The 26,300-nt window shown below is 55.5% G+C and carries 20 protein-coding genes and 1 riboswitch; of the genes, 19 read left to right on the forward strand and 1 reads right to left on the reverse strand.

All coding sequences use genetic code 11. The features are described from left to right. Positions 1-243 precede the first annotated feature (243 nt). From OEV49_13040 to OEV49_13110, 15 genes are all read left to right on the forward strand, one after another. On the forward strand, positions 244-1,596 hold the full coding sequence (locus tag OEV49_13040) for a sigma-54 dependent transcriptional regulator (GenBank protein MDH3891999.1): 1,353 nt from the start codon (positions 244-246) through the stop codon (positions 1,594-1,596). Positions 1,597-1,776: 180 nt separating this feature from the next. Further along, the gene (locus OEV49_13045; protein MDH3892000.1) at positions 1,777-2,655 is read left to right on the forward strand and encodes a hypothetical protein; all 879 of its coding nucleotides are present in this window, start codon (positions 1,777-1,779) and stop codon (positions 2,653-2,655) included. A gap of 37 nt (positions 2,656-2,692) precedes the next feature. Then, positions 2,693-4,294 carry a DUF4384 domain-containing protein gene (locus OEV49_13050; protein MDH3892001.1) on the forward strand — a complete coding sequence of 534 codons (1,602 nt, stop codon included), beginning with the start codon at positions 2,693-2,695 and terminating at the stop codon, positions 4,292-4,294. A 145-nt stretch (positions 4,295-4,439) separates the two neighbouring features. Continuing rightward, positions 4,440-4,751, forward strand: coding sequence for a hypothetical protein (locus tag OEV49_13055; GenBank protein MDH3892002.1), 312 nt, complete (start codon positions 4,440-4,442; stop codon positions 4,749-4,751). Positions 4,752-5,437: 686 nt separating this feature from the next. Beyond that, positions 5,438-6,484, forward strand: a complete 1,047-nt coding sequence (gene hrcA / locus OEV49_13060) for a heat-inducible transcriptional repressor HrcA (GenBank protein ID MDH3892003.1) — start codon at positions 5,438-5,440, stop codon at positions 6,482-6,484. A 2-nt stretch (positions 6,485-6,486) separates the two neighbouring features. After that, positions 6,487-7,119: a nucleotide exchange factor GrpE gene (gene grpE / locus OEV49_13065; GenBank protein ID MDH3892004.1), complete on the forward strand. Its 633-nt coding sequence runs from the start codon at positions 6,487-6,489 to the stop codon at positions 7,117-7,119. A gap of 201 nt (positions 7,120-7,320) precedes the next feature. Continuing rightward, positions 7,321-9,267 (forward strand): molecular chaperone DnaK, encoded by a 1,947-nt coding sequence (gene dnaK / locus OEV49_13070; protein ID MDH3892005.1) that lies wholly within the window; start codon positions 7,321-7,323, stop codon positions 9,265-9,267. Between the two features lie 7 nt (positions 9,268-9,274). Beyond that, positions 9,275-10,438, forward strand: a complete 1,164-nt coding sequence (dnaJ, locus tag OEV49_13075; protein ID MDH3892006.1) for a molecular chaperone DnaJ — start codon at positions 9,275-9,277, stop codon at positions 10,436-10,438. Further along, positions 10,435-11,328: a 50S ribosomal protein L11 methyltransferase gene (locus OEV49_13080; GenBank protein MDH3892007.1), complete on the forward strand. Its 894-nt coding sequence runs from the start codon at positions 10,435-10,437 to the stop codon at positions 11,326-11,328. The genes dnaJ and OEV49_13080 overlap by 4 nt, the downstream gene beginning before the upstream one ends. Then, entirely contained in the window at positions 11,328-12,077 is a 750-nt protein-coding gene (locus tag OEV49_13085; GenBank protein ID MDH3892008.1) for a 16S rRNA (uracil(1498)-N(3))-methyltransferase, read from the forward strand. Before OEV49_13080 ends, OEV49_13085 begins: the two co-directional genes overlap by 1 nt. 25 nt (positions 12,078-12,102) lie before the next feature. Then, a complete protein-coding gene (locus tag OEV49_13090; protein ID MDH3892009.1) occupies positions 12,103-12,885 on the forward strand; it encodes a prepilin peptidase in 783 nt (260 codons plus the stop codon). Positions 12,886-12,938: 53 nt separating this feature from the next. Beyond that, entirely contained in the window at positions 12,939-14,786 is a 1,848-nt protein-coding gene (locus tag OEV49_13095; protein ID MDH3892010.1) for an ATP-binding protein, read from the forward strand. Positions 14,787-14,973: 187 nt separating this feature from the next. Next, complete coding sequence (efp, locus tag OEV49_13100) at positions 14,974-15,534, forward strand: elongation factor P (protein MDH3892011.1); 561 nt, start codon at positions 14,974-14,976, stop codon at positions 15,532-15,534. Positions 15,535-15,537: 3 nt separating this feature from the next. After that, entirely contained in the window at positions 15,538-16,194 is a 657-nt protein-coding gene (rnhC, locus tag OEV49_13105) for a ribonuclease HIII (protein MDH3892012.1), read from the forward strand. A gap of 241 nt (positions 16,195-16,435) precedes the next feature. Next, positions 16,436-16,990 carry a hypothetical protein gene (locus OEV49_13110; GenBank protein ID MDH3892013.1) on the forward strand — a complete coding sequence of 185 codons (555 nt, stop codon included), beginning with the start codon at positions 16,436-16,438 and terminating at the stop codon, positions 16,988-16,990. Positions 16,991-17,346: 356 nt separating this feature from the next. Here OEV49_13110 and OEV49_13115 read toward each other — a convergent pair whose 3' ends face one another. Beyond that, positions 17,347-18,240: a hypothetical protein gene (locus tag OEV49_13115; GenBank protein MDH3892014.1), complete on the reverse strand. Its 894-nt coding sequence runs from the start codon at positions 18,238-18,240 to the stop codon at positions 17,347-17,349. Positions 18,241-18,382: 142 nt separating this feature from the next. On the opposite strand from OEV49_13115, the gene OEV49_13120 reads away from it, so the two are divergent. The 4 genes from OEV49_13120 to ribD all read left to right on the forward strand — a co-directional run bounded on the left by OEV49_13120 (position 18,383) and on the right by ribD (position 26,298). Then, entirely contained in the window at positions 18,383-20,431 is a 2,049-nt protein-coding gene (locus OEV49_13120) for a GAF domain-containing protein (GenBank protein ID MDH3892015.1), read from the forward strand. Between the two features lie 19 nt (positions 20,432-20,450). Then, positions 20,451-22,589 (forward strand): hypothetical protein, encoded by a 2,139-nt coding sequence (locus tag OEV49_13125; protein MDH3892016.1) that lies wholly within the window; start codon positions 20,451-20,453, stop codon positions 22,587-22,589. Then, positions 22,586-24,724 (forward strand): hybrid sensor histidine kinase/response regulator, encoded by a 2,139-nt coding sequence (locus OEV49_13130; GenBank protein ID MDH3892017.1) that lies wholly within the window; start codon positions 22,586-22,588, stop codon positions 24,722-24,724. Before OEV49_13125 ends, OEV49_13130 begins: the two co-directional genes overlap by 4 nt. A 274-nt stretch (positions 24,725-24,998) precedes the next feature. Beyond that, positions 24,999-25,123: riboswitch (FMN riboswitch) on the forward strand. Between the two features lie 98 nt (positions 25,124-25,221). After that, a complete protein-coding gene (ribD, locus tag OEV49_13135) occupies positions 25,222-26,298 on the forward strand; it encodes a bifunctional diaminohydroxyphosphoribosylaminopyrimidine deaminase/5-amino-6-(5-phosphoribosylamino)uracil reductase RibD (protein MDH3892018.1) in 1,077 nt (358 codons plus the stop codon). Positions 26,299-26,300 lie beyond the last annotated feature (2 nt).

Here is a 26,300-nt window from a genome sequence, read left to right on the forward strand (position 1 = left end):
AATCTTTATGGCCCGCCGACTGATCGGCGGGTTTTTTTTTGAATGTTGTGTCGGGTGTTGGACCACATCGAAAGAGCACATAGTGCCGGTGCTGTCAGGCGACTCGTCCGACAGCCATTTGGTTGGGCGGCAGGTGTCGGGCGGGGTAGCCCAAGACCACCCGTGAGCCAAGCTCCTTTCAACAAGCCCCTGATCCGGTTTTTTTGTGTTGGTCGAAACAGTACGCATTCGTAGATTGAGATCATGGCCAAGACGAGACTGATGGTGGTCGACGATGAGTCCGCCCAGCGAGAACTGCTGGCCGGGTATCTGTCGAAGAACGGCTTTGAAGTGCACACTTTCGCCTCGGGCCGGGAAGCGCTCGAAGGGTATCATCACATATTCTCACCCTTGGCTATAGTCGACATGAAAATGCCCGGAATGAGCGGCTTGGATTTATTGGAGGGGCTGCGAGAGATCAATCCCTTTATCCAGGTTCTGGTGCTGACCGCCTTTGGGTCGGTCGAGACGGCCGTGGCCGCGATCAAAACCGGCGCCTTCGACTATCTCACCAAGCCGATCGAAAACCTGGATGAACTGCTTTTGAAGCTGAACAAAGCAGCGCAGCAAAACCGCCTCGTCGTTGAACACCAGGTTATGAGCGCCCGACTGGATGAGGTCTTCCCCAGTTCGGAGATAATTGGCGAGTCGCCACCGATAGTCAAGATGAAAGAGTTGATCTCACTGGTGGGACCAAAAGAAGCAACAGTGTTGATCACCGGTCCGTCCGGCACGGGCAAGGAGTTAGTCGCGCGGGCCATCCATGCCTTGTCGCCCCGCTCCGAACAGGAGTTGGTAGCCATCAACTGCGCCGCCTTTCCTGAGACACTTCTGGAATCGGAATTGTTCGGTTTTGAGAAAGGAGCTTTCACCGGCGCCGATCGAGCCAAACAGGGCCGCTTCGAACTGGCCAACGGTGGCAGTTTGTTTCTCGATGAAATAGGGGAGATGCCGTTGACCATGCAGGTCAAGATGCTGCGCGTACTGGAAGAGAGAAAAATCCAGAGGTTGGGATCGGTCAAGGAGATATCTCTCGATATCCGATTGATCGCAGCCACCAACCGCGACCTGATGAAACTGGTGGCTGACGGCAGCTTCCGTGAAGACCTGTTCTACCGGTTGAACGTCATTATGATTGAAGTACCGCCGCTGGCCGCCCGGGCCGGGGATATCCTCAGGTTGACTGAAAAGTTCCTCGAACGATTCTGCCGCAAGATAGGCAAGGAGATCAGTGGTGTCGAGCCTGATGCGGCCGAGTTGCTTTCAAAGTATAACTGGCCGGGCAATGTTCGAGAACTGGAGAACATCATCGAGCGGGCGGTCGTACTGTGCCGCAGCGACCGAATCGGCAAAGACGATCTGACCGGCCTGGCACCGGCGGCCGCTCCGATTGGAGTCGAAGCGAGCCTGACTCCGCTATCAGAGATGGAGTCGAAACACATTAAGACCTGTCTCGACCAACTGGACTGGAATCTGGGACAGTGCGCCGAGAAACTGGGCATTCACCGCAACACCCTTCGAGCCAAAATCAAAGAATACAACTTGTCCAGGGACTGATCTGCCTGGGTCTGACAATTGTTGTGCATAGCGAGTATGAGTACGCACAATATTTGTGCGCGGAGGCCGGGTCTGATTCGTAGTCCATCAACCTATTACCCTGCAACACAATGGATTATGCAGTTTGGCATGCTTCTTGTTAGAGTTAATACCGGAACGAATGAGACAAGGAGAATGAAAATGTACTCGAAATCACTTTTGACCCTGATGATCGCACTGATCGCGACCGTTCTGACCACCGGATGCTCTGATGATGAAGTTATTGCCGTTTATGATCCGGTGCCACAACCTCCGCAAAACGTCTTTACAGTAACCGGCGATGTTTCGGTCTCTGTTTTTTGGACCGCTCCCTACGAAGGGGACATTACCTTTTATGGTATCTACCGCTCCGCCCAGGAGTTCACCGGCTACGATGTGATCGCGACCATCTCAGCGGAACCAAACCCGGACCGCGACCTGGTGTACTACGACCCCGGTTACATCGACACCGATGTAACCAACGGAGAGACTTATTTCTACGCGGTCACTTCAATTGACAGAGCCGGGCATGAGTCCGAATTATCAGCGGAGTCGGCATTTGATACTCCACGGCCCGATGGTGAAATGACTCTCTATGACGATGCCATTGATTCTGATCGATCCGGTTTTGACTTTTCGACCGGGACTAGAGTCGCATCTGAGAATCCAGAAGCCGATGTCTACCTTGATCGCGATCTCAATAATGTGTTCTACATCAACTCCACCGATGCGAATAACGTACTGGTTCAGGCGGCCGGATTTCATTCGAGTTTCGATGGTGTCGGCTGGGCGCCTCAGGATGGCTGGTCTTATACCGGCTGGGCCGAGATCGTCCCCGGACATATTTACATTGTGGCTATCAAGTATGCTCCCGACCAGTGGAACTACGCCAAGCTGCGGGTGCTGACAGAGAACGACAATGCCGGTACCGTCAGGTTCCAATGGGCTTTTCAGACTGATATAAATAATCCCGAACTGGCGCCGCCCTCGGATGCGAATATAGATACTCGCAGCCGCGTTGACGCCGGTTCAACGTTATAGGATGAGACTAAGGAAGTTGGAAAGGAAGGTGATTGAGATGTTGAAAAAGACAATCATAACACCGGCTGTGGCGCTCCTGATGTGCCTGATGATCACCGGCGTGGCTTTTGGCCAGAATATGCAGCGGGACGAGAACGGCGGCCCCGATTATTTCCCGCCCGATAAGCAGGCCGCTAATCAGGACTATGGTGAAGACATCCGTATCGACCGTTATCTTGATGCCGAAGTCTGGACCAACCATCTGGACGGCGAGTATTTCGTCGGCGACAATGTTGTCCTGAACTTTCGGACCAACCGCGATGCCTTTGTGGCCATCTACTCGGTCGATAGCAGGGGGCGCGTCAACCTGCTTTTCCCGACCGAGCCGGAGCAGGACAATTTCATTAACGGCGGCGTAACCTACCATCTACCGGGTCCTAATGACGACTATGATTTGGTGGTAGCGGAGCCTGAGGGAATCGAGAATATTCAGATCATCGCGTCGCGCGAACGGTTTCCCATTCCCGATTGGCATCCTGTCTCCGGATTGCTTTGCGACTGGGATGATCGCTTTGAGTTCATGGACTATCTCAACGGCCGGCATTTCGTCCGGTATGGTGGTCAGAAATTTGCATTCGACCGCACCGCCATGTACGTCAACGAATGGGAACCGTCCTATTATCGCCCGGTTTATTATCCTTACTATCCTTCGTGGTCGGTATGCGGTAACGGCTATATCGATTATCCCTGGGGCGCCTCAATCTATGTTGACGGCATCTACTGGGGTTGTGCGCCGCTGTACATTCCACGGATCTATGTCGGTTGGCACACTATCACCGTATATAATCACTGGGGACATTGCTGGGAACGTGACGTACACTTCACACGCTACCACACGGTCATTCTGGACCGCACGATAATCAATCCCGGTCGTACCAACGTGTCCAAGTACAAGGATGTCAGGAGTGCCGGCTACCGCGATCCGGTGACCAACGGCTATCCCAAGTTCAAGCAGAAACAAACTGTGGCCACCAAGGTATCCGGTGTGAAATCCAAAACCTCACCGAGCGACAAGATGAAGTCCAAAGTTCAGACTGTTCCTACCAAGAAGTATGCGCGCGGCAGCGCCAAGCTGATTTCCACCGATCGTGGCCTGGAGAGTGCCGGCCGAACTGTCAACCGCGGCAAGCGCAGTAGCGGCATGCGGAGCAAGCCGACCGACAGACTGACCACAACTTCATCCGGGACCAAAGGGAAGCAATCAAACGGCCAAGGGTCCGACAGCCGGATTTCGGGATCGACATCAGGTAGCGTAGGCTCCGGCGGCAAGCGGTCTTCCAACAAAGGCCGGGTGGGACAACGTCAGACTCAGCAGCAGTCGAAGGACTACTACAAGAAGAAGTCCGGTTCCAAAACGCGAAGGTCGGGCGGGGATGCCGGTCGTGTCCAACCGAAACGGAGCGGCGGCAAGTCTGATTCCAAGGGCACCAAGCCCAGTGTGAAGCCTCGCTCGCAACCTACCAAGAGTCGCGGTGGCACCAAGTCGCAGGGCGTGAAACAGTCCGGCGGCACAAAGAGCGCTCCCAAGTCGACGCCCTCATCGGGCGGCAGCAAGACAAAGAGCTCCGGCGGCAAGACCAAAAAGGGAGGACGTAAGTGATAACCCGGGAGGGAATGGACGGCGATACGGGACCGGCTCGGCGAATACCGGGTCGGTCCGCTGTCCTGCTGAAGATGGCGCTGGGTCAAAAAACAAACTTGCCGATTAGACCCATAGCAGCTATCTTGAAACCGGAGTTTGAATTATGAAACATCTCTTATACATACTTTTGAGCCTGGCTCTGCTGGTCTCGTTTTGCGGCGACACTTATGCCGTGAACAAGAAAGACAAGAAAGCCACCTCCACACAGAAGGTCGTCAAAAAGTCCAAGCCGGCGCCGAAGAAGCCAGCGGTCAAAAGCAACAAGCAGGTGAAACCACCGCCCAAGGGCAAGCGCAAGAAGTATGACAATTTCATAGACAAGAACAACAACGGCATCGATGATCGCAAAGAGAAGTTAGTACCCAAGGCCGGTAAGCAGGACAAGAAGAAGCCGACCAAGAAGAAGAAAAAGTAAGGCAAGTTTCTTAGATTGAATCCTCAAGCCACGCCCGCTATGGGTAGTGGCTTTTTCTATGGGTGGTGATAAATCATTTTCTTGCTCTTGGCGGTGATAAATCACTTCTTCGCGCTTCGCGCGGTGGCAACCTCATCCTGAGCGGAGTCGAAGGGTGAATACGCACCGCTGATTCCCGCCCCAAACAAGGTTTGAGGCGGCCACCCAAACGAGGCCTGGATTCTGGCCTTCGCCAGAATGACGGAGGTGGGCTGTCCGGCAGTCTGCTTTGTGTTACAGAACGGTGTTGCCACCGTTCCGCTGGGTCTCACCCGCCTTCGGCGAGAAGGACCCAGCGCAACTGCTACACCCTAGGCGGAGTCGAAGGGTGAATACGCACCGCTGATTCCCGCCCCAAACAAGGTTTGAGGCGGCCACCCGACCGAGGACTGGATTCTGGCCTTCGCCAGAATGACGGAGGTGGGCTGTCCGGCAGTCCGCTTTGTGTTGGCTGAGCCTTCAGACTCGGCGATAGCTTAAACCGCTTGCGCCTTCCCTCGCGATCTGAAGACCACGCGCGCGCTAGAACAGCTTTGAAAAACAGCCCATTTGCTCTTGACTTGGCGGTGTAAACAAGTTACCTTATCAGCAGCCTGACACGATGGCTGCCAATGTGGCAGGTGGGCCGTCGATAATATGGTAACTATATGGCGTTTGAACACTTAAGTGAACGTGAAAAACAGGTTCTGTACAACCTGATAACGCACTACATCCAGTCTGCCGACCCGGTTGGCTCGCGCGTGATTGCCAACCGGTTTACCATGGGCTTGTCGTCGGCCACTATCAGGAATACTTTGCAGGACCTCGAAGAACTGGGTCTGGTGGAGCAGCCGCATACTTCGGCCGGACGGATACCGACCGATCTGGGTTATCGCGTCTATGTCGACTTTCTTTTGAAGCCGGATCAGCTTTCGGCCAAAGAAAAACTGGTGATTCGTGACGCCGTCCTCAAAGAAGGGCGCGGGGTGGATGCTATTCTCGGCCAGACCTGCAAAGTACTGGGTGACATTACGCGCGAATTGGGCGTGTCGATTGCGCCGCGGTTCGATGAAGGCGTGCTCAAGCGGCTTCAGTTGGTACCGATTAGCGACGAGCGGATCATGGTGATCGTTGTTGTCAAATCCGGCTTGGCCCGAAGTGTTATCATTGAGATACAGGCGGCTATCTCCGAGACATCGCTGCGCCAGGTTGAGGCGGTGCTCAACGAGCGCCTGTGTGGTTTGACACTGGGTGATATTCGTAGGACCATTACCGATCGATTGGCCGATGTGGCCGAGGGTGGCCGTTTGGTGAAACTGCTTTTGGATTCAAAAGACAGAATCTGGACCGACCTCGATCCCGACGGCATCCATGTGGCCGGCGCCGATCATCTTTTGCAGCAACCGGAGTTTGCGGATATAGCAAAGATTTCAGAATTGATGCGAGTACTGGAAAACGGCAGCCTGATTTCTGATTTCTTGAAAGAGGCTCATGATTCAGGTTTGGTTATAGTGATCGGGCAGGAAAACAAATACGCCGATGTTATAAACTGCTCGCTGGTGGCCACGTCGTATCGCGTCGGCAAAGTTACCGGCGCCATCGGCATTATCGGACCGACCCGGATGCCGTACTCCAAACTGGTTTCGGTGGTCGAGTACACGGCCAAGACAATCACCCAGGTACTTTCCGGAATTGACCAAGAGAAGGATCAATAACGATGGCAGACGACGACAAAGTCGATGAGGTCAAAGAAGTCGAGGTCAACTTCACCGAAAACGACAGGCCGGACGACGAACCTCAGGCAGTGACGGACGAACCGAAAGAGGAGACGGACACTGCCGAGCAGGAGACGGCGCCTGAGTTGACCGAGGAAGAACGGCTGACGGAACAGGTTGCTCAGCTTGAGGATCAACTCCTGCGCGCGGCGGCCGAGTTTGACAATTACAAAAAGCGGACAGCCCGCCGGTTTGAGCAGATTGTCCAGAGCGGGCAGGATAGAATCCTGTTGGAATTGCTTGAGGTGATCGACAATTTTGATCGCGCCCTGGCCCCCAATGGTGAACAAGATGATCTGGACGCCCATCGTAAGGGCATGAAGCTGATTTACGAGCAGTTGAATTCACTGCTTGGCAAGCACAACGTCGAACCGATTGAGGCAGTGGGCAAAGTGTTCGATCCCAACCTGCACGAAGCTCTGATGCAGACGGATAGCGATGAGTATCCGGAGGGAACGGTGGCCGTCGAAGTGGCCAAGGGTTATCGTCAAGGCGACAGAGTCATCCGCCACAGCAAAGTGGGCGTGGTGGGTGCGGCCGAAACGCAGAGTTCGGACGATGAGAGTGATGGGTAGGACCCAGCGCCGCGTTGGTGCCTGGTGTACGTCCTCGTGCTCCACGCTATTTAAGGGGCAGACGGGGACGGCCACAAGAAATGTCATGCTGAGCGCAGTCGAAGCACTGCGGCGACGGGGCCGCTCACAAGAACCGAGAGCGGTGACCAGGACTGGATAAGAAGATGGATTTGGAAAAACATAGCGTAAGGAGTGAGTAAAGTGGGTAAGATAATTGGAATCGATTTGGGCACAACCAATTCCTGTGTGGCCGTGATGGAGGGACAGGACCCGGTCGTGATCCCGAATCTGGAAGGTGCGCGCACGACCCCGTCTATCGTAGCTTTTGCCAAAGACGGCGAGCGGCTGGTCGGTGCGGCGGCTAAACGTCAGGCGGTGACCAATCCTGAGAACACGGTGTTCTCGATTAAACGATTCATGGGCCGCAACCACAACGAGGTCAGTTCAGAAGAAAAGATGGTTCCTTACGAGGTGACCGAAAACGAATCGGGTGCGGTGATAGTCGGGGCCGGTGGCGCCAAGCATTCACCGCCTGAGATATCGGCCATGATTCTCAGGTCGATGAAGCAGGCGGCCGAGAGCTATCTGGGCGAAGATGTTACCCAGGCCGTCATCACGGTGCCCGCCTATTTCAACGATGCCCAGCGTCAAGCTACCAAGGATGCCGGAAAGATCGCCGGTCTTGAAGTCGAGCGTATCATCAATGAGCCGACCGCTGCATCTCTGGCTTATGGACTCCAGAAAGAAGGCAACCACAAGATCGTTGTGTATGATTTGGGTGGTGGTACTTTCGACGTTTCGATTCTGGACATCGGTGATGGTGTCTTCGAAGTTCTGGCCACCAACGGCGATACTCATCTGGGTGGTGACGATTTCGATCAGGCTGTGATTGACTGGATGGCTGAGGAGTTTTTGAAGTCGAACGGTATCGACCTGCGCAAGGATCGCATGGCCTTACAGCGTCTCAAGGAAGCTGCGGAAAAGGCCAAGATAGAACTATCGACAACCATGCAGACCAATATCAACCTGCCGTTCGTCACCGCCGATCAGTCGGGACCCAAGCATCTGGACCTGACCTTGACGCGCGCCAAGTTCGAACAGTTGACCGAGAGTTTGATAGCACGATCGGTCGAACCGTGCAAAGCAGCCCTGGCCGATTCCAAGTTGTCTCAATCGGACATTAACGAAGTGGTATTGGTCGGTGGCATGACTCGCATGCCCAAAGTGATCGAATTGGTTAAAGAACTATTCGGGCGTGAACCGCACAAAGGTGTCAACCCGGACGAAGTGGTGGCTATCGGTGCCGCCATTCAGGGTGGTATCCTGGCCGGTGAGATGGGTGACAAGAATATCGTTTTACTCGATGTTACGCCTTTGTCGCTGGGGATCGAAACGCTGGGCGGCGTTATGACTCGATTGATCGACCGCAACACGACCATCCCGACGACCAAGTCGCAGATATTCTCGACGGCCGCCGACAATCAACCGGCCGTATCCATTCACGTTCTGCAGGGTGAGCGCACCACTGCTATCGACAATCGTACTCTGGGACGGTTTGATCTGGTCGGTATCCCACAAGCGCCGCGCGGCGTGCCGCAGATTGAAGTGACTTTCGATATCGACAAGAACGGCATCGTGCATGTCTCGGCCAAAGACAAAGCGACCGGCCAGGAACAGTCGATCAAAATCGAAGTGTCATCCGGGCTTTCCGATGAGGAAATCGACAAGATGGTCAATGACGCCGAGGTCCATGCCGAAGAGGACAAGCAGCGCGAGGAGTTGGTGAAAGCCCGCAACGAGGCGGATCAATTTGTTTACAGCACCGAGAAAACGCTCAAAGAGCATGGCGACAAGGTCTCCGAGGATGAGAAGAAGGCCATCGAAGAGAAAATGCAGGCTCTCAAAGATGCCCTGGGCGGCGACAACCTTGAGACGATCAACAAAGCCAAGGAAGAACTGATGACCGCGTCACACAAACTGGCTGAGGAGATGTACAAGGAAGCTCAGGCCGAGCAAGCCGCCCAAGGGGGTGGCGAGGCTTCTCCCGGGGCTGAGGATGCAGGGTCCAGCGAAGAAAAGCCGGCTGAAGATCCGACCTCCGATGCCGTGGACGCCGACTTTGAAGTGGTCGATGAGGACAAGAAGTAGCTGACCTATGGCCCAGCGCGACTATTACGAAATACTGGGTGTCGACCGCGGCGCTTCCGATAGCGACATCAAGTCGGCCTATCGCAAGTTGGCCCTTCAGTATCATCCGGACCGCAATCCGAACGACAGCTCGGCCGAAGATAGATTCAAGGAAGCCACCCAGGCCTACGAGGTCCTCAAGGATCCACAAAAACGTCAGACCTACGATCAGTTCGGTCATGCCGGGTTGGGCCAGGGCGGCGCAGGCTACGAGGGATTCGGCGGCTTTGACATAGGCGATGCGCTAAGAGCTTTCATGCGCGACTTCGGCGGCGGCGGGGGCGGCGGCGGATCGATATTCGATGATCTATTCGGTATGGGTGGCGGCGGAGGTCGACGCAGCAACCGCGGCGAAGACCTGCGGGCAAGGATGGAACTTACGCTCGAAGAGATTGCCACCGGTTGTGAGAAGTCAATCCGGGTCAAGAGGCTTAAACGGTGTGACCCTTGCGGCGGCTCCGGAGTTGCCGCCGGGTCGACACGGAACACCTGCCCGCAGTGCAAGGGTGCCGGCCGCGTGCGGACGCTCAGCAGAACATTCCTGGGGACCATTCAACAAGTCACCACCTGCAATCAATGTCGTGGCGCCGGGGAGATAATCTCCGAACCATGTTCCACCTGCCGAGGTGAAGGACGGGTCAGGGGAAATTCGACGGTGAATATCAAAGTGCCGCCCGGCGTCTCCGGGGGCAACTATATGATGGTCGAAAACATGGGCAACGCCGCTGCTCAGAACGGCGAGCCGGGCGATCTCATCGCGGTGTTCGAGGAAAAACCGCACGAATACTTTACTCGGCACGGCGACAACATGGTTTGCGACAAGACGATTTCTTTCACCACCGCCGCCCTGGGTGGATCGATCAGGGTTCCTACTCTGGAGTCTGAAGCCAATCTGAGAATCCCCGCCGGTACCCAGTCGGGCAAAGTCATGCGTCTGCGCGGAAAGGGAATTCCCCATTTGCATCGTGGCGGGCGAGGCGATCTGCTGGTCCGGATCACGGTGTGGGTGCCGACCAAACTGTCGGCTGAGGACAAACAGATTCTGGAGGGACTGGCCCGGTCCGAGTCGATGGCCCCGCCGGAGGGAAACAAGTCGTTCTTCGACAAACTTAGAGAGACGCTGGGCGTATGAACTCGGCCGATGGTGACACCATGTTCATTGAGGTCAGGGTGACCGTTGACCACGAGGTGGTGGATGCACTGTGCGACATTATCATCGAAAACTTCTCCCCGGGATTGATTCTTGAGGACGAGGAAGATTCCTCCGTGACGACAATCAAGTTCTATCACCCGGGATCGGATGCCGATGAGTACCTCAGACGGGTGAGTGCGTTTCTTAGTCGTTTGCCGGCCTTCCAGACAGCCCGCACGGCGGAGATCAGAAGCCGCACGGTGTCCAGTGTTGACTGGGAGCAGCAGTACCGCGACTCGATTGAGTCTATCGGCATCGAGCCGGGCATCGTTGTCCGGCCACCTTGGCAGGAGCCGATCGGGTCAGCGTTGTATGACATCGTTGTAGAACCAAAAATGGCTTTTGGTACCGGACGTCATGAGACTACTCGTTGCTGTCTAAAAGTTATAGCCGAACGTTTCCAACCGGGATGGCGATTTCTGGACCTTGGATGTGGTTCGGGGATACTCTCGATTCTGGCCGATAAGTTGAGCGCGTCGTTTATCAAAGGGATCGATTACGATCCCGAAGCCGTGGACAACTGCCGCGAGAACTTTCAGCTAAACAACGTCGCCGCACCTTTTGAGATTCTGTTGGGTTCCATTGAACTCTGCCGATTCGATCCGCCCTATCAGTTTGTCTGCGTGAACATCATCAAAGAGACGATTCTGGAGATGCTCCCAACCCTGAAAGACCTTACTGCCGACGACGGCATTGTTCTCCTGGCCGGACTCCTGGCGCGGGATCAGGCTGAAGTGAGAGCGAGCTTTTCAAAGGTCGGCTTAGTTGAGCTGGCCACCGTGGCCGATAACGAATGGCTGACCTTTGTCCTGAAGAAGGAGTCGGCGTGATGGACGCCCCGATCTTCCATGCGTCGGCCGAGGCGCTTGCCGGCGACCTGATAGAATTGTCCAAAGTGGAGAGCCATCACGCGGCATCGGTTTTACGTCTGAAGCGTGGGGACCTGGTTCTGATCGTCGATGGGTTGGGGCAGGCCAGCCGTGGGGAGATTGAAAGGATCGGGCGCGGCCGGAACGTTCGGGTGCTCGTGCATACGCGACACCGGAACTTCGGCGAGCCGGTCGTCCGTCTGACTCTGGCGGCCGGATTGTCGGTTGGCTCAAAACAGGACACCATATTACAGAAAGCCACCGAGCTTGGAATCAAACGATTCGTGCCCGTTTTGTCGGAACGGTCTCGCGTGAAACTTCAGGACCCCAAACGCACTCTGTCCAGGATAAAGCGGCTTGAAAAAGTTGCCCTGGCCGCAGTCAAACAGTGCCGTCGATCCTACCGCCCGGAAATCGCCGAGCCTGTCTCATTCGAGAGTTTCATAAGTACGACAGATCCTGCGACCGCAAACCTGATTTTCCACCAGTCAGATTCAGCCACCCCTCTTAGTGCGATGTTACCCGACGAAAACGTCTCCCGGGTGACAATATTGGTAGGACCTGAAGCCGGTTTTTCCGAGGATGAAATCGCAGCTGCCGCAGCGGCCGGCTACAGGCTGGTTTCCTTGGGCCGCCGTGTGCTCAGAAGTGAGAACGCAGCGCCGGTGGCGTGCGCTCTGGTGATGGCGCAGCTCGGAGAGTTGAGCTAACCGCGAAATTGGTCGATAAGCCAACATGCAGTTTTTCCCGTTCATTCTGGCCTGTGTAGCCGGACTTGTCGTTGGTTCATTCCTAAACGTGGTAATCTACCGAGTGCCGCGCAAGATCGGTTTTGTGGCCGGGAGTTCCCGATGTCCTCATTGTTCACAACCTCTGAAGTGGTTTCACAACATCCCACTGCTGAGCTTTCTTGCTCTACGAGGGAAGTGCGCCAACTGCAAAGAATCAATCTCTTTGAGATACCCGCTGGTAGAGCTGCTTAATTCACTGTTTTACCTGTACTGCTACTGGCAGTTCGGACTCAGCTTGCACTCGGTGGCTCTCGGTTTTTTGGCTTCCTCACTGTTGCTGATCTTTTTCATCGACCTGGATTTTCAGATCATTCCCGACAGTATCACGATCCCCGGGATGATTGTCGGCCTTGGTATCTCATTCGCCCCGGGCGGAATTGGAATTGTGAACGCCTTGATCGGACTGGTGGTCGGGGGTGGGGCCTTGTATGCCATTGCCGTTCTGGGTGACTGGCTGTTCAAAAAAGAATCGATGGGCGGCGGTGATATTAAGATGGCGGCCATGCTGGGATCATTTATGGGCTGGCAGAAAATCCTGTTGGTGTTTATAAGCTCGGCCGTCATCGGCGTTGTAGTGACCCTGGGCCTGATGCTTTTCTCGGCCCGGTTGCGCCGTGAACGGCTGGTACCGTTCGGACCTTTCCTGTCGGTCGCCGCTGTGTTGGCCCTGGTGGCCGGCGACCGCATTATCGAGTTCTACATTTCCAACTTTCTGCCCACGCCTTAGTCGGGCTTCTGATTCATCTTAATCTCGCCTTGGCCGATAAACGGCTTAGGACAATGAAAAAGAAATCTCACAAATTCGAGTCGGAAGTCCACCTCGGATTGCTGGCCATTATTCTGGTCCTGCTGGTTTTGAACGCCGGTTCGAACTATGTCTCCTACCATGCCCGAGTTGCCGAGCATGACAGGGTTGAAGGACGGCTCAACGATGCGGCGCTGATAATCAGTCGGCGGCTGGAGAGTTTTGGCCGCCCACAATTGACCAAGGAGCAACAACTCAAGCTAAGGCGTGAACAGAGTCTCAGCCGATTGGTCTATCTGCCGGTAACGCCGGCTCTGAGTCGACCGAGCGTAGACAGCGCCTGGTTGTCCACTCTCAAGCCGTTGCAGAGCGGCTTAGGTGATGTCGTTCAATACTTGGACGGGGCAGAGTTTAGACGGATTGTCCGGGGTGACAAGGATGAGTATTTATTGCTGTATCCCATGCCGGGACGGGTCGGCCACGGGCTGTTGGTGGTGGCCCGGCGGGCGCCGCTCCTGGCCTATCTGGACACGGCCGGTCGCACTATGGTTGCGGTGGGGATCGTGGCCGCTCTGTTGGTACTGGCCGTTTATGTCATGTTGTCACGATTCGTCTTATCACCGTTCCGGCGTATCCGGCAGGAGGCGCTCCAGGCCGGACGGGTGGTCGATGACGGTGCCGATGAAGTCGAGGCAATGGTGGCTGACTATCGACGCATCATCGAAGAACTGAAAGCCCAGGAAGCACAGCTCAGAAGATTAAATCAGGAGACACAACAACGAGCCGATTCCATCCAACAGTTCAACGAACATCTTTTGAGCTCTATCGATTCCGGGATAATCACGGTGGACCAACGGGGGATAGTCAAATCGATCAATGCCGCCGCCCTGGATATCCTCGATGTTTCGTCCGAAGAATACCAGGGTAAACATTACTGGGAGCTCCTCGGCTCCAACGTGCACCTGGTCGATGCCGTCAGTCGTGTCCTTGACTGCGGCAAAAACCAAGCCTATCGCGAAACCGAGTTCAGCCGACCGGCCAAATCGGTGCTGGCGCTCGGTGTTACCATTTCGGTGATCCACGACCGCATGGGACAACCGCTGGGGGCATCGCTCCTGATCAATAATCTTACCGAACTGGCTGCCCTCAGGCGGCAACTGGAGGCCAAGGGGAGGTTGGCGGCTCTGGGTGAAATGGCCGGAGGGTTGGCCCACCAGGTACGCAATTCGCTGGGCGCCATTGCCGGTTATGGCAACCTCGTGAAAAAGAAACTTTCCAACCTGAGTCTGCCTGTTGAACATGCGACCGCCCTGGTGCAGGAAACCCGTGAGGCGGAATCGTTGATCGAACGATTCCTATACTTTGCCCGACCACTCAACTTCCAACCCGACCGGCTGGACGTCGTCGATCTCATTAAAGAACTGCTGGCCGGGTTCCGAGTACGCGCCGACTGCGCCTCGATCACCTTTGTTGACAAGACCAAAGGAGTGGTTGCGGTGGATTCCGACGGGTTGTTGTTGAAACAGGCCTTGACCAACCTGATAGAGAACGGCGTCAATGCTCACCACTCAGGCTGCGGTACTGTAACCGTAGAGTGCCGGGAGACAAACGACGAGGTTCAAATAGAAATCTCCGACACCGGATGCGGGCTTGACTCCGAGACGACCGCGAACATGTTCACCCCGTTTTTCTCGACCCGACCGTCCGGGAGCGGGCTGGGGCTTCCTCTGGTCAAAAAGATCATCGATCTGCACGGCGGCCGGTTGTCCCATCGGTCAGAACCCGGGATCGGTACCACTTTCACGATAGGTCTGGCGCGACGCTTGCCGGAGCTTGGATCGGCATCCACCAGCGGCGTTGGCACGACAGTTTTAGGGTCTTGAATCTGTTAGTGAGTGGTGTACGTCCTCGTGCGCCACGTTCGAGTCTTTCTGGGTGCAGTCGAAGCAGGTGAAGACCAGGGCGTCTTCCGCCCTCATGAGTTATCATCTCATTTCCGTACCCCGGCAAAAATCGTTTGGGTCAAGCCAGCTTTTTGTTATATTCCGGGCCACTTGACCAGGAGGTACGATGTATACGCCGTCTGATTTTCGAAAAGGTTTGCGCATAATTGTGGACGACCAGCCTTACTATGTCGTCAGCTACCAGCATTTCAAAATGGGCCGTGGCAAGGCCAACATTCGCACCAAACTCAAGCATATCAAGAGTGGTGCCGTTGTGGAGAAAGTTTTTTCATCCAACGACAGTTTCAAGCCGCCCGACATGGAAGAAAAGAAGATGCAGTTTCTGTATGAAGACCCCGACGGTATGGCTTTCATGGATTCCACAACATTCGAACAGATATCAATAGCCCTGGAAAACCTGGGCGACTCGAAGTGGTACATGCTTGAAAACGAAGAATACAAAGTTCTGTTTCTCGATGGCGAGGCCATTTCTATCGATCTTCCGGCGGCTGTGGTTCTGAAAGTAACCGAGACGGAACCGTCCGCCCGCGGTGACACTGTCAGCAACGTTACCAAGCCGGCCAAGCTGCAAACCGGGTTGACCGTCAAAGTACCTCCCTTCGTCAAAGAGGGCGACAAAGTAAAAGTGGACACGCGCTCCGGAGAATACCTGGAACGGGCCAACTGACCAATGGGCGAAACTCGACGGGTGGTAGGGGTCGACGAGTCCGGCAAGGGGGATTTTTTCGGTCCTTTGGTGGTGGCTGCCTTTCTGGCCGATGACTGCAAGGCCGATGAACTGAGCGCTCTCGGCGTGCGTGACGGCAAACTGATCGCCGACAAAAAGACGCTTGAGATTGATCTCAAGTTGCGGGCCGATTTTTCACATGAAATCCTGATTGTCGAACCCTCCGATTATAATCAACGATATGCTTTGATCAAGAACCTCAACAAACTGCTGGCCGAAGGGCATGCCGAGGTAATCGACCGCCTGCTCTCGGAAAAACAGGCCGATCTGGTGATTTCGGACAAGTTCGGTAAGCCGGAACTTGTCGAAGGAGCGCTGGCGGCGCGGGGACAAAATGTGCCGCTTGAACAAATGGTCAGAGGGGAGCGCATCATTCAGGTGGCGGCCGCCTCGATTTTGGCTAGGGCGGCGTTTATCCGCGAGATGCAGAGACTTTCAGAGCAGTACGGCATTACCATTCCCAAGGGCGCGGCCGCTCAGGTCGACGCGGCCGGACGAAAGATCGTGCGTATGCATGGAATCCAGACGCTTCCGAACCTGGCCAAGACACACTTCAAGAACTATCGTCGAGTCGTGAACCCGACTCTGTTCACCCGCTGATAAATCACCCATAACCGGGTCTCATGCGCTTCGCGGCTGATGGCCCCACACCGAGTTTCCACCAACCTCATTCTGAGCATCCTCTAACCGAACCCTGAGCGGAGTCGAAGGGTGAGCTATGTCATTCCCGCGAAGGCGGGAATCTATCCGTTTAACAGTGTAGCCAATATCGAATTCACGTTGACAAACTGATCGCCCCTTTTTAGTATATGATACCAATCGACAAAGGAGGAAGACTGGCATGAGATTTCTAGTGATGATCTTGCTCGTGTTTACAGTGTGCGTAGTGAGCTCTGCTGCCGCTTCGGAGGTGGCGGCAAATGCGCGTAGTCTGAAAGACAGCGTCGGGGCTTCAGGTAGTAGTAACATGACGAGGGAGTCGTGGTTGGAACTGGTGAAACAATCGAAAAAGGTCCAGGACCTGGCAGGGTTCATAAACAGCCTCTCAAAGAACTGCCAACAAACACTGGATAAGTTGATGCAGGAGTTGTTTGATAGTTGTCCGGGCGTGCTAGTGCGGGCGGGGATAGATGATGAGGATTCATATCGATTCAATGTGAGGTACAGAAAGCGTCCCGACACGTCACGCTACACAGTGTGTATGAGGATAATTCCGTTAATTGACGAGGGCATTCGCGTCAATGTTCGGAAGTTCTTGGGTGAGGGATGGGAGGAATATACTGAGGAATCTAATGGGTATGTGCAGGTCTGGTGGTGGAAAATGATAAACAATGATAGTGGCATTGATGCTGTGATCCAGCACTTTCGAGAGGAGTGTTGTGCAGAGGAGCAGTAGCCCCGCCTCCGAGCCATAGAAAGATGTACTGTTGTGTCGGGTCTTGATTCCGTGCCAACGGAAGTGTGACCCGACGCTCAAATCACTCACCTGATATGTTGTCGGAACCTCGTCCGTCGGCTCCGCTCCGGACGACCCCTTCGGGGCAGGGGTTCCAACCTACGAAGCTTGATCCGGCATCCAGTTCTTGGTGTAACAACGCACGGCAATCTGTTGGGCACGCGGCCTGAACTTCCTTGTTGACAGAAACTTCAGAGCTTAGGCGTAGGGCGGGTCCGTCTTCGAACCCGCCACCAACGGCAGGTCTGAAGACAGACCTGCCCTACAAGATGTCGTCACCTTTCAACGGCTGGTTCTCAGTTAAATCCATATTGGACCAGTTCGCCGACTTCACGACCTTCCGGGTAATCCGCCCCGGTGGCATCGAGTACGTACTTGACCAAGCCCACGCCGGCTACATACCAATAGTAACTTTCGTCGCCAAAATTGTTACTACTTGATACTTTGAGCGCTGATGAGTAGTACGTACCGTTGGACATTTGAAGGCCCTCGAAACCGTCGACCGTCAGGTAGGTTGAACCCAGAGCCGGATACGAGAACAGCGGTCCGTCGCCGTAAATACCGGAGGTGTCCGGGCCGCTCTTGTCGCCGGTATCGGTGTTCGTGATCAGAGAGTCGTAACTGTTTCCCCAGCTGTCGTCAACACTCACCTGAACAGTCCAGGTATGGCCGAACTCCAGCGGTAGCTCCAGAATCCGCTGAGGTGAATCGTTGACCCCGGAATAATGGTCAACGGCGGATTCACTTGCCCTGAAGTAGCTGGTGGTAACGGCGCCATTCGACGCAAACGAATGCCATTCTACGGCCGTGCTGCCACCCAGTTCAACTTCGCGGCCGGCTTCATAGCGAACGGTCTCATGATTGCCGTTGGAGTGCCGCACCGTATAGGTGGTACTGTAGCCTTCGTTGAGAGGAAAGTACAGACCCGCACCGGAAGACGAAGTAGACGACCTCGATCCAAGATTGGCTGTGTTGTCTTTTGAGCAGCCGGCCCACAGGGCACAGATCAAAAGGGCGATTGCACCGATGATTAACAGTTTTCGTACCGACATATAAGCTGCCTCCTTGAGAGTGCCGTTAGGACGTTTCTTATGTTTCTTGAAGGCAGTCAGTGCAACGTCTGTGCCGCAACTAAGATGCATGTGTAGCAGGCTGCGGTGCAGGTAGTTGGGGGGACTTCTTGGAGTCATACATGAGATGCTGTCGATGGGGGATGATAGGACCGCTCCCACAGTTTGTTGCTTTTTCCGGCCAATCGTGGCGCTAAGTCCAGACACCCCGACAGCCGATACACTAAGTGATGATCTGAATTTAACTTGGAGGACGACGCCCATGGGACTGCCACTTCTTGATCTTTTGGTGGCGCTGTTTTTTCTTTTGAGCCTGGTCGTGGTGGCGAGGTTCAGAAACGAGATTCGCATACACGACTCAGAAAGCTACCGGTTTTTGTCGGGTGGTTTGGCGGTGCTGGCGGTCGTGGCTCTGACCCGGATTTACGGAGGGATCGGACTGTTCGCGACAGTTCCACTATTGTCGGACCCACTGTTCTTCAAGGTGATCAGTTGGATAGGCATCATAATGGGGGCAACGTTTGTCGTAAGCGGCGCCTCGACATGGTTGCCGATGGCTCGCGTGAACCGTCAATTCGGACAGGAAATGGTGCAGCGACTTGAGTTGATCAAGAGGGTTGAACAGCTGGTCATGGTTGAAACCAGACTACCGGAAGTCATGTGCACGACGCTGGACTATATGACCGAACTTACCGGACTTTCGTGGGGAGCCGTTTACAGTTGCCCATCGGATGGCCAGCCGGCCAGCCTGCTCTCAACGTCAGGCGGGGCGACAACGGATGTGGCGGCCCTGCATCAGGTGGTGTGCACCGAAGCCGATTTCCTCGGCAACCCGGAAGTTGATTCTTCCGACGCTTTGAACATAACACGGAAACTTAAGGCCCTGACCACGCCTCCCAATCTTGTTCTGCCCTTGAGTAGTGACGGTCGTGTCTATGGTGCATTTCTGTTGTGGAGCAACGCCGAGGGAGTGTCGGACGAAAGCGAGATGCGAGTGAATCTCAAGATCGCCGTCGATGTAATTGCCCGCAAACTGGAACTCGACACGCGAAGAGCAGCGTCTGCTTTCGAGAGCCAATGCCACAAATTCGGCCAGAGCCTGGACGAAACGGTTGATCCCAGCTTGGAACTAAGAGAGAATTTTGTAGCACTGGCTCGTTTGATGGGTAGTCAGCTTCGTGCCGAGCATGTTTCACTGGCTATCGTGGCCGCCAACGGGCTGGTGAGACGGCTGACAATCGGCATGGGACGGACCCTGCTGGATGAAGTTGGACTCGATCTTGGCGGCGACAAGAGCCATGTTGGTCGGGTCCTTGAATCCGGACAACCGATGATAACGGCCGAAGTGGAAGAGACAGCGTGCTTACCCAGCTCCGATCTGGCCGTGGCCGGTGGCCTGCAATCCGTCCTGGCCATACCGGTCACTCATCGTGCCCACAGATATGGCGTACTGACGGTCGGTTCGCGCGAAAGAAAGGTCTTTGACAGGCGCCACCTTCAGTTGCTTCAGTCGGTCATGCCTGTTTTCGCAGACATTATGATCACTGACGAGCACTCCAGAGTGATGAGTCAGATGCAGCGACGTGCATCGGTGGTCGACAGCTTCCTCAATGATGTCGGCGGCATGGAAGACCTGCAAGCTGCTTTTCAACGGGCCGCCGAACTGATAATGTCCGAACTGGACTGTTCGATGGTGCGAGTTTCCACCTACAACCATGATAGCGTCTTTCTGAGGTCGAGAGCGGTTGCCCATGACAGTAGGGTAGAGCCGACAACCCCGCCCGATGGTCACATGGTTATGTCCTTAATGCCGTTGCATCGGCAGGTCCGTGATACCGGACAAGTAATGCTGATCGGCCCCGACGAGGATCAGGCCCTGACGGCAGCCGAAGCCAGTCAAGCATTTTCGGGTGAAGCTCAGGGCGCCATGCTGGTTCCAATCGTTGTTGGTCACCAGGTCCTGGCCGTCATCGCCGTAGCCAACGCTCCCGGCTCCGACATGTTTAGACATCGGCGTAGCGATATACTTTTGACTCGTTCGGTCGCAGGCGCTCTTGGTTTGGCCATCCACGCCGGATTGAGCCGCAGCGCCGCGCACGTCCGAGATGAGGATGGTAGCGCCAAGACCAAACCGCCATCTTCACGCTTGCGTTGGCAAGTCAATTCCTCGCTGAGTGGGATTTTAGGTTCGTTGGAAATGATTAAGGCGCAGCACAAACCGGGTGATCCTGAGCTTGATAAGTACTTGTCGATAATCGACAAATCTGCACATCGTATCCATGAGTACGTTACCCAGCCGACCCAGGAATAGTTGTCCGAGACTAACATAGATGAAGTTACTGACCGAAACAGAACAAGGCCACTTTCAGGGGACACTGACCGGCCTCAGCCTGCCGCCTAAAGCTGCCCTCTATATCTCACATGGACTGCCGACGGTTTTCCAACTGGCGGAGCCGTCCGCCCGGAGCCAATCACTTGGACTCTGGCTTCACATACCTTATGAACAACTGGCCTCGGTCAGGCACAGGCTGGCTGTTGAAACGTCCGACCCGCAGCCGAACCATGTCGCCGACTGTTGCCTGGAGGCGGACGATTTGAACCTTTATCCGGTCCTGGTGGCCGGTGAGATTCGCGCCGTGATCGCTACTGATCGAGAAACTACGTTTGCCCCGGACCGGGGCGGAGGTGGTGATATCGTTGAGAGTTTGTCCGGTCGCTATGGCCGGTCCGGCCTTGACGATTCTCTGGTGACCAGGGAGTTCCTGAGGTGTTTGTTTGACCGTGATCGGAGTTTCGACGAATTCCAGCGGGCCATGCTCAACCTGGTTACTTCCCAATGGCCTCGGTCTCTGGGTGCCCTATACTTTGAATCGGAAGGTGTCTTTAAGTTGCGCCTGGCCGTGGGTGACATCCACCTGTCGGACAGGTTGGAGGGAACGTTGTCGCCACAGCGAGCACGGAGCTGGACCGGCGCAGTCCGAGAACAGCGCTACTTTACATCGGCCGACATGATGCCGGATTATCCGGTGGTTCTGGACCACGCACCCAACTATGTTTTCGTCCACCCGGGAATCCAATCCGAACGAACCGAATACCTGGTGGCCCTGCTGATGAGTGGCGACATCGGTGCCGAGCAAGTGCGAGCCGTAATGCAAATTGCTCGTATGACCGGGTATCTCCATGAGGCGCAGTTCAGCACGACTGCCGAAACCGTCTCTCTGTACGGCTGCCTGCAGGAGTTGCCGACGTCGAACAACAGGTTCCGGGAGTTGCTCGGCAAGGTCTTTGAAGTCGTTGGTCGTCAGATAGACTTGTCGCGGCTGGTGGTCGGGGATGTTGGCGGTTCGGCCACTGTGCTGGTCAACCAGGGTGAAGAGCGACCCATTTTTCGATCCGAGCCGTCACCACCCATCCCCACTGAAGTGCTGCACTCTCTTAGCCCTGAAGAGCCGGTGATGGTGCCTGAGGTCGCTACCGATCCACGCCATGAGGGTGTAACCAATGGCTACAGCGCCGATCGGGTTGCATCCGAGATCATATTTGGGACCGGACTTGCCGGGAGCATTCAAGGCTACGTTGCTTTTGGTTCATCGCTTACCGGCGAGCACCTGGATCGGTATAGAGATTTCTTCATTGCTATCTCCAGGTTTGTTCGTCTGACTCGCCAATTGATGGCGTCCCGCCCAAACGATACGCTGATCGGCGCCCCAAAGAAAACGATTGAGTCAGATACTATGGCGCGCGACCGTCTGGATACGATTGCCAAACTGGCCGGCGGTTATTTCCACGATATCATGGAATACTTGTCGGTGGTGGTGGGACAGAATGAACTTATCGAGAGCGAAGCGGCCGACACGATGGCTGTGGAAAAAGGAGCCATCAGAGTCCGCAAGGCAGCCGATCGTATCGCCGACTACTTGGACAAACTCAGAAGTCTGTGCATGCTCACCACCGATCAGCTCGGTCGTCGTCTCTCGGTTCGTTGCTTTCTTGAGGATTTGCCCACTATCGTGCAAGGGTACGCACGGCAAATCCGGGACAACAAAAACGTCGTGCTGACAATAGATACAGAGCACCCGGGCGACACCGACTTTGAAATCACCTGGCAAGAATTATACGACTGGGTGCTGCCATTGGTGTTGGGCATTATGGACGAGGCCATTTGCTCCGGTCCGTTAACCGTTCGCACCGAATCGGTCGAGGGTAGGCCCGGCATGGCCTTTGAGTTTCCCGCGAGTATTATCGGGCACACCAACTCAGGCGAACTGATCGGACGAATCTATGCTCACTGGTCCGGGGAACGCAGCGGCGAACAGCAGGGATCAGTTCGGTTTCGAGGGATGGCGCTCAGTTTTGGGCCGGGCGCGAAGGATAGTTGTCTGGTTCGTATACAACCGACCGAGAAACCGAAAACCGGCCAGCCGGAAATGGAGCGGTCATCAGACGGTGGGGAAGGGATGCGGAAATGACCGGACCGTCCACTCAGATTTCAAGATACTTTCACATACAGCGCAGTCATCAATTGGGTGGGATCATTGCGCAGCTTGACAAAGTTGCCCAGCTTGCTTCGGAGCATCTGGCCGCCGACTTCATCGCCCTATTCTATCGACGGCCCGGTGACGATGCGATGATTCTGGTAGCGTGCAACCGACGTCAAAACGTAGAGGTCACGCAACTCAATTTGCTGGATAAGCAGTGGTCCGAGAAGGACAATACCGAGAGCCTGGACGCTTTGCGGATCATCGACTTGAAAGCCGCCGAATCGGAAGCGAGTGCACTCCACGATCCGTTTGCGTCGGCCAACGATTTCGGCTTTCGCACCACCGTACCACTGGGCGACAACAACTCTGCCTTGTCGGTGGTCACCGTGTACTGGCTGGAGCAACCATCCGTAATCAGCGATGAAACCAGGCAGTGTCTGAATCTGGTTCTGGAGCTGGTGACGTCAACGATGTCGGTGGCCGACCGTTTGCATGAGGTGAACGATTTCTCGGTGCGGCTGGCTCGTATGTTGTCGATTCTCGAAACCGGTATCGTTGAAACGACGTTTCGTCGAGCTGCTCAGGAGATCACCAGAGTTCTCGGTTCGCTGGGTCATGGTGGCGGCAGTTGTTTTCTTGTCGAAGAGGGTGAACGCCACCGGTATGTAGTCGGCGAGTTCTCAGGCGGAGACGGTCATGATGCCCAGACCCTGGACACGATTGCCGCCGCCGCATCCAGAAGCTTGGGCGAAATTGCCCAGTCCGATTCAACGGCGCAGGAATCACGGTTCGTGGACCTTTCCGATTGTGCAACGGATGAAATCCAGGCGGCGGTCGCCGTGGATGTAACGCCGGACGTCGAACACCGGTGCGCTTTGGTTATCTGGACGCAGGGGCCGACCGGTTTCACCGAGAACGATCTGGAACTGCTCACCGTGCTGGCCGTGACGGCTCGAAACGTCCTCACTTATGCCGTGAACATGGAGCGAATCAGCAAATCGAAGCGCACTTTGGAGAAGTCCAGTTCACGCATGGCCGACGCTGAAGCATTTGCCGCCTTGACCGACATGACCACCGGCATTGCCCACGATTTCAATAATGTAATGGGTGGAATCGTAGGGCGCGTCCAGTTAATGAAAATGAAAGTGGATGAAGGTCCTATGGCGGCCGGTTTGAACCAGGTGGAGTCTTTGGCCATGGAGGGTGCGGAGACGGTGCGTCGGATTCAGGAGTTTACTCGGCGGACACGCAACAAGAAACTCTCGCCGATGGATCTGGCCGATGTCCTGGAAACTTGTCTTGGTGACAGGCCCTCGACATGGCGTGAGCGGGCTCAAGCTACCGGCGTGGATGTCGTTTGCGCCGAGCGACCGGAGACTGCGGTTGTCGATGGCGACAGCGACGACCTCACGACACTCATGGACAAACTCATAGAGAACGCCGTTGAACATTCACCTTCAGGCGGCACCGTTGAAGTAGCGCTCGTGCAAAAAAGGTCGCAGTGGGTACTGACCGTAACCGACCGGGGTGACGGCGTTCCCGACGAGGTTCGGAAAAAAGTGTTCTATCCTTTCTTTACGACCAAGACCAGTCGCGGTGCCGGCCTGGGACTGGCTATCGCTCATGGGATCGTTGTCGGCCACGGTGGCCGGATCGAGCTGGACGACTGCGACCCGGCGGGGACGGTGGTGAGGGTTTCGCTCAGGTCTTCCGGCGGCGTTATTGACGAGTCCGACATCACAAACCGTGACGGCGTTTCGGATCGCTTGCGAATTCTGGTCGTCGATGATGACGAACAGATCAGGGACATTCTCGGTGATATGCTAACTATCGACGGTCACTCATCGACCACCTGCGCCGACGGGTACGAGGCGCTGGAGGCGATTGATGAGCAGCCTTATGACCTTGTCATCACCGACCTGGGGATGCCCGGAATGTCCGGCCTGGACCTGGCAGCGGTTGTGCACGAAAAATACCCGGAGTTACCTATTGCCATGATCACCGGCTGGGGGACTCAGCTTGACGAAGAGGATGCCTCGTTGAAGGGTATCAAAATCGTACTGCCGAAACCGTTCCATCTCAAAGATGTCAAATCGCTGGTGAGGGACCTGGCTGTCCGGTGACCCATAAATGGGTTCCTTGCGCTTCGCGGTGATAAATCACCTTTTGCGCTTCGCGCGCCTGATATTATCAAGCAGTACCTAAGGTTGCGTGCGTGGTGTACGTCCTCGTGCGCCACGTTGTCAAAATCGCAGGGTCACAATCCTGGCTACGTCGAGATCAATACTCTGCGAAACCCTATCAGGACGCCGCCTGCAGGATTGCGCCGGCTTGACCGGCCGTTCCAAGCTTGCGAAATCGCTTGCCAATTGTCCCCCGACCACTATATTTAGCCCAGTAAATCTTCGGGGTGAGGTGGAATTCCTCGACCGGCGGTGAAAGCCCGCGAGCTGGAGATGACTCCGGCAGAGCCTGTGCAATCCAGGCGCCGACGGCAATAGTCCGGAAGAGAGAAGATCAAAAACGATCACTGCTCTGGTGAGGCCGTGTTGTCGTGTCTCGCTCATACCCCGAACTGCTTTGGGGATTTTTTGTGGCCGACCAAGTCGACCGGACACACATGGCAAGAGCCCTGCAACTGGCCGAGAAAGGCCGGGCCCGGACCAGACCGAATCCGATGGTTGGAGCCGTACTGGTCAAGGGTGGGCGAGTCGTCGGGGAAGGTTATCACCGGGCCGCCGGTCGTGACCATGCTGAGATCGTCGCGATCAAGAGAGCCAAAAGGGCCGGCCGTGGCGCTACTCTTTATGTCTCACTGGAACCATGCTGCCATACCGGTAACACCGGCCCGTGCAGCGATGCAATCGTCAGGGCGGAAATCAGCAGAGTTGTCTACGCTGTCAAGGACCCTGATCCACGGGTCAGCGGCCGTGGCGCCCGAGCTTTGAGAAAGGCAGGCCTCGACGTGGTCGGCGGCGTCCTCAGTAAGCAGGCGCGGCTTCTGAACGAACAGTTTTTCGGATATCATGAAAACGGTCGACCCTATATAACTCTCAAGTATGCTCAAAGCCTCGACGGCCGTATCGCCACTTCAGCAGGTGACTCAAAATGGATCACCGGGCTTCAGGCGCGCAAGTTCGCCCACCGACTGCGGGCGGAAGCTGATGCCGTGCTGGTCGGCAGCGAGACGGTCAGGCAGGATGATCCGGCTTTGACGGTCCGGCATGTTCATGGGATCGACCCTTATCGCCTGGTGGTCACCTCAAGTTTGAAGCTACCTGGCCAATGCCGCCTGCTGACAGAGAATGACGACAGCCGAACGATAATCGCGGCAGCCACAAATCCCGGGCAACGAAGATGGAGTCAAAGCAACAATGGGAATCTCATATTCTGGCAGGTACGAAAAAGCCGCGATGGGCTCATCGACTTAGCGGACCTGGTACGGAAGGCGGACTTGTTCGGTCTCCGGTCCTTGTTGGTCGAGGGCGGCGCTCGTTTGGCGACCTCGTTCGTGAAGGCAGGGTTGGTCGATAAACTGGTGGTGATGACGGCGCCGACGGTTATCGGGCGCGGCGTCGATGCTATCGGTGATCTTGACGTCAGGCGACTATGCGACGCCGTTGAGGTGGAGCAGGGATCGTTCACGATGTTGGGTCGCGACTCGGTATTCATCGGCTATCCCAGGAGGAGCGTGTAGGC

Source organism: Candidatus Zixiibacteriota bacterium (assembly GCA_029860345.1).
Lineage (GTDB): Bacteria > Zixibacteria > MSB-5A5 > GN15 > FEB-12 > JAJRTA01.

Coding starts and splice junctions, on each gene's coding strand:
- OEV49_13040 (MDH3891999.1), top strand. CDS start 244: ATGGCCAAGACGAGACTGATGGTGGTCGACGATGAGTCCGCCCAGCGA.
- OEV49_13045 (MDH3892000.1), top strand. CDS start 1,777: ATGTACTCGAAATCACTTTTGACCCTGATGATCGCACTGATCGCGACC.
- OEV49_13050 (MDH3892001.1), top strand. CDS start 2,693: ATGTTGAAAAAGACAATCATAACACCGGCTGTGGCGCTCCTGATGTGC.
- OEV49_13055 (MDH3892002.1), top strand. CDS start 4,440: ATGAAACATCTCTTATACATACTTTTGAGCCTGGCTCTGCTGGTCTCG.
- hrcA (MDH3892003.1), top strand. CDS start 5,438: ATGGCGTTTGAACACTTAAGTGAACGTGAAAAACAGGTTCTGTACAAC.
- grpE (MDH3892004.1), top strand. CDS start 6,487: ATGGCAGACGACGACAAAGTCGATGAGGTCAAAGAAGTCGAGGTCAAC.
- dnaJ (MDH3892006.1), top strand. CDS start 9,275: ATGGCCCAGCGCGACTATTACGAAATACTGGGTGTCGACCGCGGCGCT.
- OEV49_13080 (MDH3892007.1), top strand. CDS start 10,435: ATGAACTCGGCCGATGGTGACACCATGTTCATTGAGGTCAGGGTGACC.
- OEV49_13085 (MDH3892008.1), top strand. CDS start 11,328: ATGGACGCCCCGATCTTCCATGCGTCGGCCGAGGCGCTTGCCGGCGAC.
- OEV49_13090 (MDH3892009.1), top strand. CDS start 12,103: ATGCAGTTTTTCCCGTTCATTCTGGCCTGTGTAGCCGGACTTGTCGTT.
- OEV49_13095 (MDH3892010.1), top strand. CDS start 12,939: ATGAAAAAGAAATCTCACAAATTCGAGTCGGAAGTCCACCTCGGATTG.
- efp (MDH3892011.1), top strand. CDS start 14,974: ATGTATACGCCGTCTGATTTTCGAAAAGGTTTGCGCATAATTGTGGAC.
- rnhC (MDH3892012.1), top strand. CDS start 15,538: ATGGGCGAAACTCGACGGGTGGTAGGGGTCGACGAGTCCGGCAAGGGG.
- OEV49_13110 (MDH3892013.1), top strand. CDS start 16,436: ATGAGATTTCTAGTGATGATCTTGCTCGTGTTTACAGTGTGCGTAGTG.
- OEV49_13115 (MDH3892014.1), bottom strand. CDS start 18,240: ATGACTCCAAGAAGTCCCCCCAACTACCTGCACCGCAGCCTGCTACAC.
- OEV49_13120 (MDH3892015.1), top strand. CDS start 18,383: ATGGGACTGCCACTTCTTGATCTTTTGGTGGCGCTGTTTTTTCTTTTG.
- OEV49_13125 (MDH3892016.1), top strand. CDS start 20,451: ATGAAGTTACTGACCGAAACAGAACAAGGCCACTTTCAGGGGACACTG.
- OEV49_13130 (MDH3892017.1), top strand. CDS start 22,586: ATGACCGGACCGTCCACTCAGATTTCAAGATACTTTCACATACAGCGC.
- ribD (MDH3892018.1), top strand. CDS start 25,222: ATGGCAAGAGCCCTGCAACTGGCCGAGAAAGGCCGGGCCCGGACCAGA.